Here is a 16,442-nt window from a genome sequence, read left to right as displayed (position 1 = left end):
GCCGACCCCGCCGAACTTATCCACAACCCCCGGTTCCATCAAAAACGAAAACCGCCCCTTGACGTGCGAAAAGGGGCGGTTCCGTGGAACCCCAAGAAAGTTTGGGGTTAGCTGACTCCGGCTAGATCGGGTTGGATCCGGCCAGACCAGCCAAACCGCGTAGGCCGGGCAGGCCGGGCAGGCCGAGCCCCGGGTGCTCCGATAAACCCGGTTAGAGGAGGTCGCGGAGGACGGGGTCGGCGATCCGGAGGGCGGAGTCGCGGGCTTCTTTGGCGCTCCAGGCGTCGACGGCGTAGTTGGCCATCTGCTTGCAGGTCTCAAAGTCGTGAAGCCGGAGGGCTGCGCGGACAGCGGCGACCTTGGACGGCGCCATGGACAGGGAGGACACGCCGAGGCCGACGAGGACGAGGGCCATGAGCGGGTCGCCGCCGGCCTCGCCGCAGACACCGATGTGCTTGCCGGTGGCGTCGCCGCCGCGGCAGGTCTCGCGGATCATGGACAGAACGGCGGGCTGCCACGGGGACAGCAGCGGCGCGAGCTCGCCCTGGAGGCGGTCGGCGGCCATGGTGTACTGCGACAGGTCGTTGGTGCCGATGGACGCGAAGTCCGCGATGGACAGCACGTTCGCGGAGCGGATCGCGGCGGCGGGGGTTTCCACCATGATGCCGGCCTTGGGCAGACCGACGGCGCGGCACTTATCGACGAACCAGCGCGCCTCTTCCGTCGTCGCCACCATCGGGGCCATGACCCACAGGTCGGACGACGGGACGGCCTCGCGTGCGGCGGCGAGGGCGGCGAGCTGGTTGTCCATGAGTTCTTCGCGCACTTGGGTCAGGCGCACGCCGCGCTGACCGAGTGCGGGGTTCTCCTCGGGGCCCAGGTCGGCGAAGGCGAGCGGCTTGTCGGCACCGGCGTCGAGAGTGCGCACCACAACGCGGCGCTCGCCGAAGGACTTCAGCACGGAGGTGTAGGTCTCGGTCTGCTCCTCCACCGTCGGGGCCTGCTCGCGGTCGAGGAAGAGGAACTCGGTGCGGAACAGGCCGGAGCCCTCCAGGTCCATGGCGGCGGCGCTGGCGGCGTCGGCGGCGGTGCCGATGTTGGCCAGCAGCTTCACCTTGCGGCCGTCCTTCGTGGCGCCTTCACCGGAGGAGCCTGCGAGAGCACGCGCGCGGCGGCGGGAGCGCTCTTCCAGCTCGTCCACGTCGGAGGCGGACGGGTTCACGATGACTTCGCCGACGCCGCCGTCGAGGGCGATTGGGGTGGCGTCGATAAGCGTCTCGGTGATTCCGGTGACCTTGACGGCGGCTGGAATGCCGAGCTGCGCGGCGAGGATCGCGGTGTGGGACGTCGCACCGCCTGCTTCGGTGACGATGCCGAGGACGAGCTCGCGGTCCAGCGTCGCCGTCTCTGCGGGGGCGAGATCGTGCGCGACCAGCACCGACGGTTCCGTCAGGTCGGGAACACCCGGCTCCGGCAGCCCGCGGAGGCGCGCGGTGGCGCGGTCGCGGATGTCGTAAAGGTCCGTGACGCGCTCGGCCATGTAGCCGCCGATCTTGCGCAGTTTCTTCGCGTAGACCTCCACCGCANATCGGTCGGTGAAGTCGAGATCGCCACCCTTCGCTGGGTGCACTGGTGGAACAACCAGCGACTTCATCAATCCCTGGGATATATCACTCCACAGGAGATGGAGGACGCCTACTATCAACGATCAGACGCTCAAACGTTGGGCGTTAAATAAGCGGAACAAAAACCAGGACGCTTCAAGTCCCGTGTAGTGGTGTAGCCGTTCGTGCTTTCGGCTCGGTATGAAGTTCGGGGTTTGGTTAGGCGGTTAGCTGGTGCTGCTCACCATGATCGTCTCCTGTGCGGTGCATGAGGTGTTTGGTCTGTTCGAGTGCGGATAGTGACATGTAGCGTTTCTGCTGGATCCAATCGTCGTGTTGCTCTGCAAGTACCGCACCAACAAGCCGGATGATGGATTCACGATTCGGGAAGATACCCACAACATCGGTGCGCCGGCGGATCTCCCGGTTTAACCGTTCTGTGGGATTGTTCGACCACACCTTCGTCCAAACTGGTTTCGGGGCGGCGGTAAACGCCAACACCTCATCGAGTGATTCCTCTAAGTACGTTGCTACCTGGGGGAACTTCGGTTCCAACAGATCAACGACCTCATGGGCTTGCCCCCAGGTGGATGCCGCGTCAGGTTGCTGGAAGATCGTCTGGAACATCGCTGAGACCATCGGCCACTGTGTTTTCGGGACCTGCTCGTAGAGGTTCTTAGCGAAATGGGTGCGGCACCGCTGCCACGACGCATCAGGCAGCACCTCAGCAATGGCGTGCTGGATGCCTTCGTGAGCGTCACTGGTGATCAGGAAGACACCGCGAAGTCCGCGGGCTTTTAAGTCTTGGAAGAAGCCTTTCCACGATGCGTTGGATTCCGCGGTGGCGACGTGCATGCCGAGCATTTCGCGGTAGCCGTCGGCGTTGACCCCGGTGGCCAACAGCACGCAGCATTTGACCACCCGGCCGCCTTCACGCACCTTGATCGTCAGCGCATCGCACGACAGGTAGGCGTACCCACCGGGATCGAGTGGACGGTTTTTGAAATCGGCGACCATCTCGTCGAGTTCTTCCGACATCCGTGAGACTTGCGATTTCGACATGTTGGAAATGCCAAGTGTTGCCACCAGATCGTTCATTCTGCGGGTGGAGACCCCTTTGAGATAGCACGTCGCGATCACGGTCGATAAGGCCCGTTCGGCCCGTGAGCGTCGCTCGAGCAGCCAGTCTGGGAAGAAAGCGCCGTGGCGTAGCTTCGGCACTGCCACATCGATCGTGCCGACGCGGGTGTCCAGATCGCGGTGGCGGTACCCGTTGCGGTGGTTGACCCGCTCGGTGGAAGCAACACCGTACTCGGCGCCGCAGACGGTGTCGGCCTGGGCGGAGAGGATCTGGTTGATAAACCCTTGCAGCATCTGCCGCATTAGATCTGGCGACGCTTGGGCGAGCAGATCGTCCAGATAGGTTGTCGGGTCGATAGAATGCGGAGCAGCGGTCATCGTCATGTGCCTTTCGGTGAGATGTGGTAGTTGAGTCGAAAGGTTACTGACGGTGGCCGCCCCACTATTTTCAAGGGCCCACCATCAGCAAGCGTTACACCACACTAAGGGACGCAACCGTCAAAACCAGCCAGGACATCCAAAGGGCTCGCAACAGAAGCGAGAAAAGCGTCAAACGTGTTCATGCCCCACACGCTAAAACCACAAAGCGAAACGCAAAAGGGCACGGCCCGGAACCTGTGGATAACTGCCGACCCCGCCGAACTTATCCACAACCCCCGGTTCCATCAAAAACGAAAACCGCCCCTTGACGTGCGAAAAGGGGCGGTTCCGTGGAACCCCAAGAAAGTTTGGGGTTAGCTGACTCCGGCTAGATCGGGTTGGATCCGGCCAGACCAGCCAAACCGCGTAGGCCGGGCAGGCCGGGCAGGCCGAGCCCCGGGTGCTCCGATAAACCCGGTTAGAGGAGGTCGCGGAGGACGGGGTCGGCGATCCGGAGGGCGGAGTCGCGGGCTTCTTTGGCGCTCCAGGCGTCGACGGCGTAGTTGGCCATCTGCTTGCAGGTCTCAAAGTCGTGAAGCCGGAGGGCTGCGCGGACAGCGGCGACCTTGGACGGCGCCATGGACAGGGAGGACACGCCGAGGCCGACGAGGACGAGGGCCATGAGCGGGTCGCCGCCGGCCTCGCCGCAGACACCGATGTGCTTGCCGGTGGCGTCGCCGCCGCGGCAGGTCTCGCGGATCATGGACAGAACGGCGGGCTGCCACGGGGACAGCAGCGGCGCGAGCTCGCCCTGGAGGCGGTCGGCGGCCATGGTGTACTGCGACAGGTCGTTGGTGCCGATGGACGCGAAGTCCGCGATGGACAGCACGTTCGCGGAGCGGATCGCGGCGGCGGGGGTTTCCACCATGATGCCGGCCTTGGGCAGACCGACGGCGCGGCACTTATCGACGAACCAGCGCGCCTCTTCCGTCGTCGCCACCATCGGGGCCATGACCCACAGGTCGGACGACGGGACGGCCTCGCGTGCGGCGGCGAGGGCGGCGAGCTGGTTGTCCATGAGTTCTTCGCGCACTTGGGTCAGGCGCACGCCGCGCTGACCGAGTGCGGGGTTCTCCTCGGGGCCCAGGTCGGCGAAGGCGAGCGGCTTGTCGGCACCGGCGTCGAGAGTGCGCACCACAACGCGGCGCTCGCCGAAGGACTTCAGCACGGAGGTGTAGGTCTCGGTCTGCTCCTCCACCGTCGGGGCCTGCTCGCGGTCGAGGAAGAGGAACTCGGTGCGGAACAGGCCGGAGCCCTCCAGGTCCATGGCGGCGGCGCTGGCGGCGTCGGCGGCGGTGCCGATGTTGGCCAGCAGCTTCACCTTGCGGCCGTCCTTCGTGGCGCCTTCACCGGAGGAGCCTGCGAGAGCACGCGCGCGGCGGCGGGAGCGCTCTTCCAGCTCGTCCACGTCGGAGGCGGACGGGTTCACGATGACTTCGCCGACGCCGCCGTCGAGGGCGATTGGGGTGGCGTCGATAAGCGTCTCGGTGATTCCGGTGACCTTGACGGCGGCTGGAATGCCGAGCTGCGCGGCGAGGATCGCGGTGTGGGACGTCGCACCGCCTGCTTCGGTGACGATGCCGAGGACGAGCTCGCGGTCCAGCGTCGCCGTCTCTGCGGGGGCGAGATCGTGCGCGACCAGCACCGACGGTTCCGTCAGGTCGGGAACACCCGGCTCCGGCAGCCCGCGGAGGCGCGCGGTGGCGCGGTCGCGGATGTCGTAAAGGTCCGTGACGCGCTCGGCCATGTAGCCGCCGATCTTGCGCAGTTTCTTCGCGTAGACCTCCACCGCATCGTGCACGGCGGCCGTGACACCCTTGCCGTTCTTGAGCTCCTTGTCGATGCCCTTGATCAGCCCGCGGTCCTTCGCCAGCGCGGCGGTGGCCTCGAGGATCTGCTTCGAGGAGTCCGTCGCGTGCGCCGCGCGCTCCGTCAAGCCGGCCGCGACCTGGTCGAGCGCGTCGCGCACCCGCTGGCCGTCGACCTCCACGTCGGCGGAAGCGGGCTCATCGTGGTCGATGCCCACCGCCGGCGTGACAAACGCCGCTGGGCCGGACGCGGTTCCCGCCGAAACGCCGATGCCGTAAAGAACTTTCCTGTCAGTCATGCTCATTCCTTTCCGTGTCCGCCAACCTGGCGATGTGCAAGGTCAGGTAAGCGATCTCATCTTCAGTCAAAGTCTGGTCGAACCGCAGCTCGGCAACACGCGCCACCTTACGTGCGAGTCTGTCGTGCTGTGGGAACGCCTGGGCGATCTGGGCGCTCACAGCGTCGCTGGCGTGGTCGAGTTGCTCGCCGCGCGCCATGCGCACGAACAGGTAGCGGACATGAGTGATGAAGCGCGCCACGCTTATCGACGCCTGCCTCAACCCCACCTTCCACTCCGCCCCGATGACGTCCAGCATCTGCTGAATCACGCCCGTCATCTGGTACGTGTAGCTCAGGTCGCCGGTGGCGAACCCCGCGTTCACGAGGTGCAGGGCGAGCGCCGTGGCTTCTTCCGCGGGCAGTCGCTTATCGACGCCGTCGCGCTCCCCTCCCTGCTCACCGCCCCTATCGCCGGTGCTTTGGCCCCCAGCTGCGAGCCGGTTGTTGATCTCGCGGAGCAGCTCGCGGCCGAGAGCGTGCTCGTCGGGGTAGAGGCTGGCTACCTCCGCTTCGAGCGGGTACTGGATGGTCTCCCGCCGCTCCGCGCGAACCTGTGCTTGGGTGACGTGGTCCGCGAGCGCCGTGACGAGCGTGAGCTTTTCCGGCAGCTTCGCCGTCGCCCCTGTGGTTGTGACTGCCGCGGTGAGAGCGTCCGTGACCAACCGCATAGTGTCATAGGGCACAAACGCCATCATTTCGCCGGCGTGGTCCGGATCGCGTCCGTCCGCGGGAACGAAAATCTGGGCGATCTTGGACTCGTCGACCTCGTCACCCTGGTGTGCCCCGAAGCCGACCCCGCGTCCAGTGACCACGACCTGCTCGACAGCGGGATTCACCGTCCCCGCAGAGCCCGAGTCATCAGACTTCCCCGCCAGCCCCGCCACGGCGGCTGCTCCTGCAGTGTTTCCCGGCGTGTAGCTCGCCCTAACCGGGCGCACGCGGCTCGCAAGAACCACGTTGTTATTGAACACGCGCAGGATCTTCATGCTTTCCGTTCTACCGCTTAACCTAGTTTTGTGTCTGCGGCGGCCTACCGAAGCAGCGCTCGGCCGCAGAGTGTTCGGCCGCGTCGCAGAGCATTCGGCGGCAGAGTATTCAGCCGCAGAGCATTCGGCAGTCGGACAACAAGGAAGCGGACCGGAACGCACGGTGCCCCCGCCAGCCGGTTGGGGAACCGGCTGGCGGGGGCACGCGGTACTGGAGTGGGTGTTACTTAGTCACCCGGAGCAGGGACTGGCCGGGGGTGACGTGGCCGGGCGCGATGTCGTCGATACGCGCCATCTTCTTGGAGTTGACCACGCTGGTGATCACGGTCGGGTCGAAACCAGCCGCGCCCACTGCCGCGAAGTCGACGTCCGCGAGAGGCTGACCGACCTCGACGCGCTGCTTCTTCTCCACACGCGGGGTGAAGCCGTTTCCGTCCATCTGCACGGTGTCAATGCCGATGTGGACGAGGATCTCCACACCATCATCGGTCTTGATGCCGTACGCGTGACCGGTCTTGGCCACCGAGATCACCTTGCCGGCAACCGGCGCGACAATCGTGCCGTCAGACGGGATCACACCGACTGCCTGACCGAGAGCACCGGCGGCGAAAGCCGGGTCCTTGATCGCTTCCTGCGCGACGACCTCACCGGCGACAGGCGCAGCGACATCCACAATCACCGCCTCAGCACCGGCCGTATCAGCGGAATCGGCAGCGGCGGCCGGAGCTGCGGTGGCCGGAGCCGCGGTGGCCACACCTGCAGCGGCGGCACCAGCGGCGGCGGGAGCTGCAACGGGTTCCGGAGCGGAGTCAGCGGTTTCGGGGGAGGTGGAGGGGGCCAAGGTGGCGTCGATAAGCTCTTCCTCTTTCCCTTCGCGGGCGAGACGTGCGCGCTCAAGCGCTTCTTCCTTCTCCTCCGGCGTGCGGTAATCGGTGAGGAAGATGATGAAGAAAGAGGTGAGGAACGCGACGGTGATGGCGATCAGGTACACCCACATCGGGTCGAAGACGAAGACGGTGGGGATGGAGGTGAACACGAAGGCGTTCGTCTTCACGCCGCCAAACGGGGTGCCCAGGATGGCGATGGTCAGGCCACCGGCGAAGCAACCGACCAGCATGCGCGGGTAGATCTTCTTGTAGCGCAGGTGAATGCCGTAGAGGGACGGCTCGGAGATGCCGCCAAGGAGGCCGGCGGCAAGCGCAGAGCCGGAGGTCTGGCGCATGATCGGGTCACGGTCGCGCAGCGAGATGGCCAGGACGGCGGCGGTGGCACCGAAGCAGGCGAAGTTCCACGCGCCCATGGGGCCCTGGATGAAGTCGTAGCCGAGGGTGTTGATGTTCACCAGCATCAGTGCGTTCAGCGGCCAGTGCAGGCCGAGCGGCACGAGGAACGGGTAGAGCATCGGGATCAGGATGGCGAAGAGGAACGGTGCGTTGCCGTTGAGCCATGCCAGGCCGGAGCCGATCCATGCGCCGAGGAGGTAGCCAAACGGGCCAATGATCAGGGCGGTGACCGGGATCATGATCAGCAGCGTCAGGAACGGCACGAAGACCATGTGCACGGACGACGGGATGATCTTCTGCAGACCCTTGTACACAAGCGCGGCGATGGCGGCCATGATGAGCGGGACGAAGACGTTCCCGCCGTAGTCGTTGAGCACGAGCGGAAGGCCGAAGATGTCGATCATGTTCGTCTGGGTGCCTAGCACGGCGTTGTCGATGACGCGCACATCCGGGTGGTCGGCCAGACCGATGAATTCAGGGGTGAACAGCGCCAGCATGATGGCGGCTGGCACCCACGGGTCGATCCGGAGCTTCTTGCCCGCGTTGTATGCCACGGCGACGGGCAGGAAGTAGAACACGGAACGCCACATGGCGTCGACAAACTGCCAGCCCGGGCTCTTCACGTCGGCACGGAAGTCGACGATGTTGAACGCGTCGAGGACCGCGGTGAACGCGATGATCAGCGACGCACCCAGCAGCACGCCGAGGATCGGGCGGAAGGAGTCCGACAGGTACTCGAAGAACGTGTCCAGCCACGGGAAGCGGCCCTGCGCCTTCGCGCGCTGCTCTGCCTTGACATCGTCATTGGACTTCGCCGTACGGTTCTTCATGGCGGGCAGCGACTTGATGTCGTTGTACACATCCGCGACGTCGCCGCCGATGATCACCTGGTAGCGGTTACCCGCCTGCGGGACAGCGCCCATCACCTTCGGGATCGCCTCAAGCTTTTGCTTATCGACGACTCCCCCGTCCCCCAATTCAAACCTCAACCGCGTCGCGCAGTGTGTCAGGGAGACGACGTTGTCCGCGCCGCCGATCCCGTCAAGGATCTCCTGCGCCACCGACGTGGTCGGTGCAGCTCCGCCCGCGGCGGCCCCCGCACCGTTGCCGTGTGCCGTGGTCATGTTCAGCTCCTTTCGCTGTGTCCCGGTTGCTACCCGCCGCTGCGCGACGCTTTCGTGCCGTGCAGCTCAGCGCACCTGCGGTTTTCCGTTGCTCTGACACCGGCTCACACGGTGCTGACGGCACGAAAAAAGACCCGGGCGCGTTAAACGCCCAGGTCTTGCCCCGCATCAGCGTGCGGGTAACAACCCTGTAGGTATGTTCCGTTCTCAGTCTACCCCCGTGGGGCGCGAACCCCGGAAAAACGGGGCCGGCGCGCTTCCACTTTCGGGGGTAACCCGGATGGAGGATTCAGGACTTAAGCGGCCGCGCGGCTAGGCCGCGGCCAGGCGGGTTACTCAGGTGGGTTACTGCAGCGGCACACCGTTAGAGTCACGGTCGTAACCGCCGGCACCGGTGAGGACCATGACCATCTCAACCAGCGACCAGAGCCACAGCGCACCGAGGATGAAAAAGCCGAGGAAAATAATCATCGTCAACATACCGATGAAGAACAGAACCAGCTTCGCGATACCGAGGTTGGTCTGACCCATGTAGAAGTTACCGATACCCAGCTCACCGAGGAAGAAGAACAGCAACGCCGCGACGATCTTGTTCTTCGGGGCACCCATCGGCTGCTGCTGGAACTGGTTGTAGGGCTGAACCTGGCCGTACTGGGGCTGCGGCTGGCCGTAGTTCGGCTGTGCCTGCGGCTGCTGATGCGGCTGAGCGTACTGCTGGTTCTGCGGCTGGGCGAATGCAGCATAGTAGTTGTTGGAGCCTGCACCGGGATTGTTCACGGGCAGACCGTCTTTGTCGTATTGCTGGCCGTGGGAGTTGCCCTGCCAAGAGGTGCTCATGGGGTGGGTCCTTTCAATGGATCAGCGGTCAAGTAGAGACTGTATCGTGCAGTTCAGTTTGGCGCGAGATGTTCAAATCCCAGCGCGGTTTAGCAGGGGTCGAGGGCCATACGGGCGTCGTCGACGTCTTGGGAGGAGGCGTCGTCGAAGGAGCCGTTGATAAGCGGGCGCACGTTGCCGCCGTACGTTGATTTGGCGCGGCACGCTGCTGCTTTGTCGGAGCCGAAGTCAACGTAGATCGGGTAGATGTCGTTGCCGTGGACGCTCTTGCGCAGTGAGTCGCACTGGCCGGGGACCGTGAATTCCTTACCGGACGGGCTTCCGGTGAGCACGCCTTGGGCGAGTCTGTTGAAGGTGTCTTGGTCGCCGCCGGTTGCGATGATCGAATCCACGATCAGGATGTACCGACCGTCGCAGGCCGGGTACGATGCCTCTTGCCCTGCTTCTCCGAGGCCCACGTTGGTGATGTAGCCGTCGTCGTCCTTCACCCGGTCGTAGGAGTACCCGCCATCATCGGAGGACTCTTTCTTCTTGGAACCCGAACCGTCACCGAAATGCTTGTGCGTCTCGCAGCTGTACAGCTGTGACTTGATCTTCGGGCCAACGCCGAGTCGGTTGACCGTCGACTCATTGAAGCATCCAAAGGCCTTGCCGTCCTTCGGCTCCACCACTTCGTCGGATTTGATCTTATTCCACTTCGAGCCATCCCACTGAGCGAGCCAGTACACGTCAGAGCTACCTGGCCCGACCACAACGAAGTCCCCTTCACACCCTTCGTGGTACCACCCAAATGCGGATTCATCGAAGCTCTTGTCGAATGCCTCATCAGAGCAATCAGCTTTCGCCTTCTTGGGCTCGGATTTCTCGTCGGAATCATCTTTGTCTTTGTCGTCTGCGTTAGCATCGGCATCCGCGGTGGCAGAAACGGACGACATGTTGGGCTCATCGAGATTGCCGCGGGAGCAGGCAGTGGCACCTCCGGCGAGAGTGAGCACGGCGAGAATGCTGGCAACGGTTCGGGAAAATGCGCGCATGCATTGACCATATCGTGCAGCACCCGCGGCGGGGCTGTTACGGACGCGCCGCGAGGAAAAGGCAGCCCGAAGTGGGGCGAACACCCCACTGACCGCCGGCTGAGGGAGGTAGGACCGGACCTGAGAAGCTACGCTTCGGGGCGCACCATCGGGAAGAGGACGGTCTCGCGGATGCCCAGGCCCGTCAGGGCCATGAGCAGGCGGTCGATGCCCATGCCGGTACCGGCGGTGGGGGGCATGCCCTGTTCCATGGCGGCGAGGAAGTCCTCGTCGAGGACCATGGCTTCGTCGTCGCCGTTGGCGGCGAGACGGGCTTGGTCTTCGAAGCGCTCACGCTGAATGACGGGGTCGACGAGCTCGGAGTAGCCGGTGGCGAGCTCGAAGCCGCGGACGTAGAGGTCCCACTTCTCGGTGACGCGGGGCTTGGAGCGGTGGTCGCGGGTGAGCGGGGAGGTCTCGACCGGGAAGTTGATCACAAAGGTCGGCTCATAGAGCTGGTCGGAGCAGAGTTCTTCCCAAATCTCCTCGACGAGCTTACCGTGGCCCCAGCCGGCGTTCTCCGGAACCTTGAGGCCGATGACAGCGGCGATGTCCTTGAGCTCCTCGACCGTGGAGTCGATGGTCACCTCGGGCTGGCCGGGGAATTTGCGCGCCAGCGCTTCATTGAGGGACGGGTACATTTCCAGGACTTGCCATTCGCCGCCGAGGTCGTAGGAGGTGCCGTCGGCAAGCGTGACGGTGGTGGACCCGAAGACTTCCTGCGCGCAGAATTGCACGGCTCCCTTGATGGTTTCGGCGCCTTCCTTGTAGGTGCCCCACGCCTGGTAGGTCTCCATCATGGTGAATTCCGGGCTGTGGGAGCTGTCCACGCCCTCGTTGCGGAAGTTGCGGTTGATCTCAAAGACGCGCTCGATGCCGCCGACGACGCAGCGCTTGAGGTAGAGCTCCGGCGCGATGCGCAGGTACAGGTCGATGTCGAGGGCGTTGGAGTGGGTCTCGAAGGGGCGCGCGGCGGCACCGCCGTGGAGGGTCTGCAGCATCGGCGTCTCCACCTCGACGAAGTCCAGGCCCGTGAGGTACTTGCGCAGAGCGGCAATGACTTTGATGCGGGTGAGGGCGTTCTTCCGCGCGTCCTCGCGCATGATCAGGTCGGTGTAGCGGTAGCGGACGCGCTGCTCCTCGTTCATGTCGGCGAAGGCGACGGGCAGCGGACGCAGGGCCTTGGACGCCATGTGCCAGGACTTCGCCATGACGGACAGCTCGCCGCGTTTGGAGGCGATGACACGGCCGCGCACGGAGACGATGTCGCCTAAGTCGGTGTCGGCCTTCCAGTCCGCGAGGGCCTCTTCCCCGACCTCAGCGAGGGACAGCATGACCTGCAGCTGGGTGCCGTCGCCCTCCTGCAGGGTGGCAAAGCAGAGCTTGCCGGTATTGCGCTGGAACATGATGCGGCCGGCGACCGCGACCTCATCCTGCGTCTCCTGGCCAGCTTCGAGGGTGGTCACCCCGTCAGCGCCCGATTCCACAACGGAGTACTTTTTGCGCAGATCGCTTAACGACGTCGTCCGGTCCACCTCAACCGGATACGCCTCCTTGCCCTGTTCGAGGAGTTTTTCGCGCTTTGCGCGGCGAATCTGTTGCTGCTCTGAAAGGTCCTGGGTAGTCACGGTGTTCTACCGTAGTCGCTTCCGGTCACCAATAGTCCGGAAGGGTCCACACAGGCGGGTCGTCGACACGGCCGTGCGGGGTGATGGTGCCGTCGCGCCCCGAGATGGTGTAGCTCATGGAATCTCCGGAGGAGCACCGCAGCGTCTCATCATCCGGGTAGGAGCAGAAATTCTCGTTCACACGGATCGATTGTCCGGGCTTCAGGTCACCCTGGCTCGGGCCGACACCCTCGAACACGGTGAAGTGCATGCCGTCGGTCCCCGCGTAGATGGCGTCAGCCTTGCGCGGGGGAAGGGGGACGGCGGTGACCATCGGGGCGTCGCTAGGCGTGGCGCCCTGGCATGTCACCCCGTGCGGGCTGATCGCGCAGGTGCCGGTGTGCGAGCCGATGTCGTAGGTGAAAATGCTCATCCCGGCGCGCTCGTAATCAGCCGGATTCACGGGGCGGTCCGCCGCACGCGTTGTTGAGGTCACAGATGTCACGGTCTCCGTTGCTTGCGAGCTTTCGCTTACCCGCGACAACGTCTCCAGCACCGGCTCCTGGGTCTCCTCCAGGTTGCCGGAGCACCCGGTGAGTGTCAGGGCCGCCACCGCCGCGGTGGCGGAGACAGCGGCAACCCTAGAAGCGCGCCTGGTCCGCAGCCACCCTTTAATCACGGGACTTCTCGCAGAGATTCAAGTACATGCGCTTGCTCTCCGCCTCTCCGCCGTTGACGACAAGGAGGTACTGGGCATCCGATCCTTTCGGCGCGATGCGGTACGCCGGCGGAGTCACGCCCTCCATCTTGTAGGAGTCCGCGGAGCAGACGTTGTTGCCGATGACTTCCGCATCCCCCTCCGGCAGCTGTGCGTCGCGATTGGCTACGGAGCCGTAGTCGATGATGCTCACTCCGAGCTCCTTGTCGGAGCAACGGATGCGGGCCTCTTCGCTGTCGTGGATCGGCATGGAGGTGCACTTCATGCCCAGCCAGCCGCGCTGGCCGTCCTTCTCAGAGATGATTTGCGGGAACGTGTCCGCCATCTCCTGCTCCGCCGCGTCCCACTCGGTGCCGCGGTTGTCCCACAGCCACCAGCCGCCGATGCCGATGCCTGCCAGCACCAGTGCGATCGCCGCGATGAGCCACGGTGAAGCTCCCTTTTTCTCCGCCGCTGCGTCAGTGCTGGTCTCCGTTGGCTGCGGTGCTTCAGCTGGTGTCTGCTGGGGTGCCGGGGCAGCCTGCTGCGCCGGGTAGCTGTAGTGCGGCTGGCCGGGATTGTGGCTCTGGAAACCGTACTGGCTCGGGTTCTGCCCCTGCCCGATTCCCGGGCCCTGGCTGGTGTAAGCGCCGCTCGGAGGTCCCTGATAGACGGGGATATTCGTTGTGGTGGGGAAGCTACCCGGCGCCCACCCCGGCGCGGCACCCTGAGTAGGGCTCACTGCTTCCGCATTCGGGTCGGTGTCCGGGAAGTACTGCTTCGGCTTCTTGCGCTTCGGCGCCGCCGAGGGGGCAGAGGACGGCGCCGCAGAGTTTCCCGGAGCGGACACGGGCGTCGATGCAGGGCCAGGCTCAGCAGACGCCATCTGACGCAGCGCGCGGACATCGATAGTGGGCGCCGACGGATCATCCAGACGCGTGTCGTAGACCTTCCGGCGGCCGGGATCGCCCAGGATACGGCGGGCGACTTGGAGTTCGTCGCGAGCGGCGTCGCTAAGCTCCTGCGATTGGAGACGCTGATCGATCTCCCTGCCCAGCGCCTCCGCGTCCTTGCCGCGGTCCAGTCCGAGCGAGTCGTAGAAATTGTGGTGTGCCAAAGCGGTGGTCCTTATTGGTCCTTCTGCGTCGGCCGGGGCGCGGCCGGGCGTGACGAACAATCTGCTGCATTAAACATAGCGTGCAGACAATTTTAAGGCTCGGGCTGTTCACCCATGTTCTTGAAGCCGATGCCGACGGGGACCCCCACGTTGTCGGTGAGCCGCACGGTGCCGAACGTCGCGGCGGCCAGCAGACGCGCGTCACCGACGGCGGGTGCCTCGCCGAAGCCGAGTGACCGCAGGGCCAGGTAGTCCGGCTCAATGCCCGCGGCGCGAAGGACCCCGCGCGCGGTGTCCAGGACTATCTCGGGGCCGTGCTCCGCGGCGTGCGCGCCGGCGGTCAGCGCAGCGGACAAAGCGAGCGCGGCATCGCGGTGCTCCTCGGGCACATCGGCGTTGCGCAGCGACATGGCCACTCCGTTGCCCGCGCGGACAGTGGGCAGGCTGTGCAGCTGCACCTCCATGCGCAGCCCCGTCACCGCCTGCTGGAGGGCGACCAGCTCCTCGAAGTCCTTCTCCCCCACCACGACATCGGTCGCGTGCGTGGCGTTGATCGCGGCGATCGTGCGCGTGACGGCTTCAGCAATCGCGGCGGGATCCTCCAAGTGGTCGAGCTCCGGCACGACGCGGACGGGTGTGTGCAGGTCGCCGTGGAAGACGACATCGACACCCTCGCGCGCGAAGTCCTCCGGGACCTCGTCGCCGCTGAACGTCACCATGACCACACCGCCGAGCAGCGATTTCGCCGCTCGGATCAGCGAGATGTGCCCCGCATGCAGCCCGCGCCCCAGCGGCACGAGCACAACACGCTTGCCGGTCTTGCGGAACGCGCGGCCGTACGTGGCCAGCTGCGCGGCGTCCGTGACCACCACTGCCTTCCCAGGTTCGAAACTCATGGGCTCCAGCGTACGGCGCACGGGCACTGCGCTTATCGACGCCTCCCCGCTCGCCTCTCCAACCCCTCATACAGCTCCCGCGCTTCGGGGTCTGCGATTGCGGAGCGCATTGTTTCAATCGCTTCCGGGCTTTGCGGGTAGAGGTAGGGCCGCTCTGCCCCGTAGAGGAATTCGTCGGCCTTCACCTCGATGCCGGGAATCTCGCCGCGGAGCAGCTTGTAGGCGTCGAGCCGCACTTCGTACTCCAGTGCCCGGAGGCGCTGCGCCGCCATGAGCACCGGGCGCTGAGCGTCGTGCACGGGGATGGGACTACCGCCGATCTCGCTGATGAGCAGGCTCACCGTCGCGTCCCCCAGCTCGTCCGCGGCCGCCGTCACCCAGATGTCGTCGAAGATGTGGTGCGCGGCCATCACCACCGCACCGTGAACCTCCAGCGGGTCGAGGAGCTGCACACCCTCGCCGAGCAGCGTGTGCAGCACCATCTGGCCGTGCCGGACGTGCGGTTCCAACGCTGTGATGAGGGCGGGGGTGTGGGAGGGGTCGTTGCCGTCGATAAGCAACAGATCATTATTCGCCGCCTCTGCGACGGGCGCGTCGACGGTGACCGCATGCCCCACGCGCGCGAGCTCGTCGGCGAGTGTGCTGCCGTGAGAGGCCCACACCTGCAGGCGCGGTGCGTGCACTACTGGCCCTTCTTGCTGCGTGCCAGCAACTCAGCGACGCTCAATGCACCGTCGCGGTTCTCGTCCGCGCGGCGGCGGCCGCGGCTCTCTTGCTCCTGTGCTTCCTCCGCGCGGCGGGCCTCTTCCTCGCGTGCGCGCTGAGCCTGCTCCTCACGCTGGCGGCGTTCATGCTCCGCACGCTCGCGCTCCTCACGCTGGCGGCGTTCTTGAGCCTCCCGCTGCTGGCGCTCANGGCGCTGCTCAAGCGGGTTCTTCTGCGCGGCCGGCTCGGGGCGAGGGTGCGCGACGGGCTGCGGCGGCTGGGGCTTCGGTGCCTGCTGCTGCGGGGCGCGGGCCGGCTGGGCCTGAGGTTGCCGCACAGAAGGTGCGGCAGGCTGCGGCGCTTCGGATTCAGCGGCCGGGGCGACACGGCTTGCGCGGGCCTCGATCTCCTTCACGCGGCGGGCTTCAGCCTGGAGTGCGGCGGGCTCGTAGCCGAACTCGCGGCCGGAGAGATCCTCGAGCTGCGCACGGAGGGTGGCCAGCTCGGCGCGAATCTCGCGGAGCACCTCCACATCCACGGCCGGGGGCAGGCCTTCGCCGGCGCGGGCGGCTTCAAGGGCGTACCGGTCTGCGTCGCTACGCGCGCGGAGTGCTTCAAGCTCAGCCTGGTACTCGCGCTCGCGGGACTCGGCCTCGGCGCGCAGACGGTCACGGTCGTTACGGGTACGGCTGACCAGCAAGAACCCGCAGATCGCGGCCCACAGGGCGGCGAGGAGGGCGACTTGCAGCCACACTGCGGAGTCGCTGAACAGCATGATCACCGTGGCAATGAGAGCCAATGCGATCAGGACGATCATCCACACGTTGCCGCCGTCGCGCGACCGATTTTCCGCAGTCATGCCCAA

The 16,442-nt window shown here is 65.4% G+C and carries 12 protein-coding genes and 2 pseudogenes; 1 reads left to right on the top strand and 13 read right to left on the bottom strand.

Annotated features, from left to right (window positions below; all coding sequences use genetic code 11):
- Window positions 1-211: 211 nt before the first annotated feature.
- Window positions 212-1,588, bottom strand: a pseudogene (ptsP, locus tag CZ338_RS06700) (phosphoenolpyruvate--protein phosphotransferase); the annotation flags it as partial.
- Between ptsP (CZ338_RS06700) and CZ338_RS11385 the strand changes: the two are divergent.
- Window positions 1,589-1,738, top strand: a pseudogene (locus CZ338_RS11385) (integrase core domain-containing protein); the annotation flags it as partial. It lies immediately after the preceding pseudogene.
- A gap of 85 nt (window positions 1,739-1,823) precedes the next feature.
- On the opposite strand, the gene CZ338_RS06695 reads toward CZ338_RS11385, so the two are convergent.
- From CZ338_RS06695 to CZ338_RS11130, 12 genes are all read right to left on the bottom strand, one after another.
- Window positions 1,824-3,062: an IS256 family transposase gene (locus CZ338_RS06695; RefSeq protein WP_204211789.1), complete on the bottom strand. Its 1,239-nt coding sequence runs from the start codon at window positions 3,060-3,062 to the stop codon at window positions 1,824-1,826.
- Between the two features lie 460 nt (window positions 3,063-3,522).
- Entirely contained in the window at window positions 3,523-5,211 is a 1,689-nt protein-coding gene (ptsP, locus tag CZ338_RS06690; RefSeq protein WP_087117498.1) for a phosphoenolpyruvate--protein phosphotransferase, read from the bottom strand.
- A complete protein-coding gene (locus tag CZ338_RS06685; protein WP_087117497.1) occupies window positions 5,204-6,238 on the bottom strand; it encodes a PRD domain-containing protein in 1,035 nt (344 codons plus the stop codon). The genes ptsP (CZ338_RS06690) and CZ338_RS06685 overlap by 8 nt, the downstream gene beginning before the upstream one ends.
- A 223-nt stretch (window positions 6,239-6,461) precedes the next feature.
- Window positions 6,462-8,645 carry a glucose PTS transporter subunit IIA gene (locus tag CZ338_RS06680; RefSeq protein ID WP_087117496.1) on the bottom strand — a complete coding sequence of 728 codons (2,184 nt, stop codon included), beginning with the start codon at window positions 8,643-8,645 and terminating at the stop codon, window positions 6,462-6,464.
- Window positions 8,646-8,990: 345 nt separating this feature from the next.
- A complete protein-coding gene (locus CZ338_RS06675; RefSeq protein ID WP_087117495.1) occupies window positions 8,991-9,482 on the bottom strand; it encodes a TM2 domain-containing protein in 492 nt (163 codons plus the stop codon).
- Window positions 9,483-9,571: 89 nt separating this feature from the next.
- Window positions 9,572-10,516 carry a hypothetical protein gene (locus CZ338_RS06670; RefSeq protein WP_087117494.1) on the bottom strand — a complete coding sequence of 315 codons (945 nt, stop codon included), beginning with the start codon at window positions 10,514-10,516 and terminating at the stop codon, window positions 9,572-9,574.
- Window positions 10,517-10,644: 128 nt separating this feature from the next.
- Window positions 10,645-12,183: a lysine--tRNA ligase gene (gene lysS, locus CZ338_RS06665; RefSeq protein WP_087117493.1), complete on the bottom strand. Its 1,539-nt coding sequence runs from the start codon at window positions 12,181-12,183 to the stop codon at window positions 10,645-10,647.
- A 25-nt stretch (window positions 12,184-12,208) separates the two neighbouring features.
- Window positions 12,209-12,841 (bottom strand): hypothetical protein, encoded by a 633-nt coding sequence (locus tag CZ338_RS06660; protein WP_087117492.1) that lies wholly within the window; start codon window positions 12,839-12,841, stop codon window positions 12,209-12,211.
- On the bottom strand, window positions 12,834-13,976 hold the full coding sequence (locus CZ338_RS06655; protein ID WP_087117491.1) for a hypothetical protein: 1,143 nt from the start codon (window positions 13,974-13,976) through the stop codon (window positions 12,834-12,836). Before CZ338_RS06655 ends, CZ338_RS06660 begins: the two co-directional genes overlap by 8 nt.
- A 92-nt stretch (window positions 13,977-14,068) precedes the next feature.
- On the bottom strand, window positions 14,069-14,872 hold the full coding sequence (locus tag CZ338_RS06650; protein ID WP_087117490.1) for a pantoate--beta-alanine ligase: 804 nt from the start codon (window positions 14,870-14,872) through the stop codon (window positions 14,069-14,071).
- Between the two features lie 32 nt (window positions 14,873-14,904).
- Window positions 14,905-15,555, bottom strand: coding sequence for a hypothetical protein (locus CZ338_RS06645; protein ID WP_087117489.1), 651 nt, complete (start codon window positions 15,553-15,555; stop codon window positions 14,905-14,907).
- Window positions 15,555-16,352 carry a DUF6779 domain-containing protein gene (locus tag CZ338_RS11130; RefSeq protein ID WP_456236330.1) on the bottom strand — a complete coding sequence of 266 codons (798 nt, stop codon included), beginning with the start codon at window positions 16,350-16,352 and terminating at the stop codon, window positions 15,555-15,557. The genes CZ338_RS06645 and CZ338_RS11130 overlap by 1 nt, the downstream gene beginning before the upstream one ends.
- Window positions 16,353-16,442: the final 90 nt, after the last annotated feature.

The organism is Corynebacterium urinipleomorphum, assembly GCF_900155535.1.
GTDB classification, from domain to species: Bacteria; Actinomycetota; Actinomycetes; order Mycobacteriales; family Mycobacteriaceae; genus Corynebacterium; species Corynebacterium urinipleomorphum.
This window is presented reverse-complemented; position numbering and strand designations above follow the sequence as displayed.

Bases quoted from the DNA above. Each gene is read 5' to 3' on its own strand.
- CZ338_RS06695 (WP_204211789.1), bottom strand. From the start codon at position 3,062: ATGACCGCTGCTCCGCATTCTATCGACCCGACAACCTATCTGGACGAT.
- ptsP (WP_087117498.1), bottom strand. From the start codon at position 5,211: ATGACTGACAGGAAAGTTCTTTACGGCATCGGCGTTTCGGCGGGAACC.
- CZ338_RS06685 (WP_087117497.1), bottom strand. From the start codon at position 6,238: ATGAAGATCCTGCGCGTGTTCAATAACAACGTGGTTCTTGCGAGCCGC.
- CZ338_RS06680 (WP_087117496.1), bottom strand. From the start codon at position 8,645: ATGACCACGGCACACGGCAACGGTGCGGGGGCCGCCGCGGGCGGAGCT.
- CZ338_RS06675 (WP_087117495.1), bottom strand. From the start codon at position 9,482: ATGAGCACCTCTTGGCAGGGCAACTCCCACGGCCAGCAATACGACAAA.
- CZ338_RS06670 (WP_087117494.1), bottom strand. From the start codon at position 10,516: ATGCGCGCATTTTCCCGAACCGTTGCCAGCATTCTCGCCGTGCTCACT.
- CZ338_RS06650 (WP_087117490.1), bottom strand. From the start codon at position 14,872: ATGAGTTTCGAACCTGGGAAGGCAGTGGTGGTCACGGACGCCGCGCAG.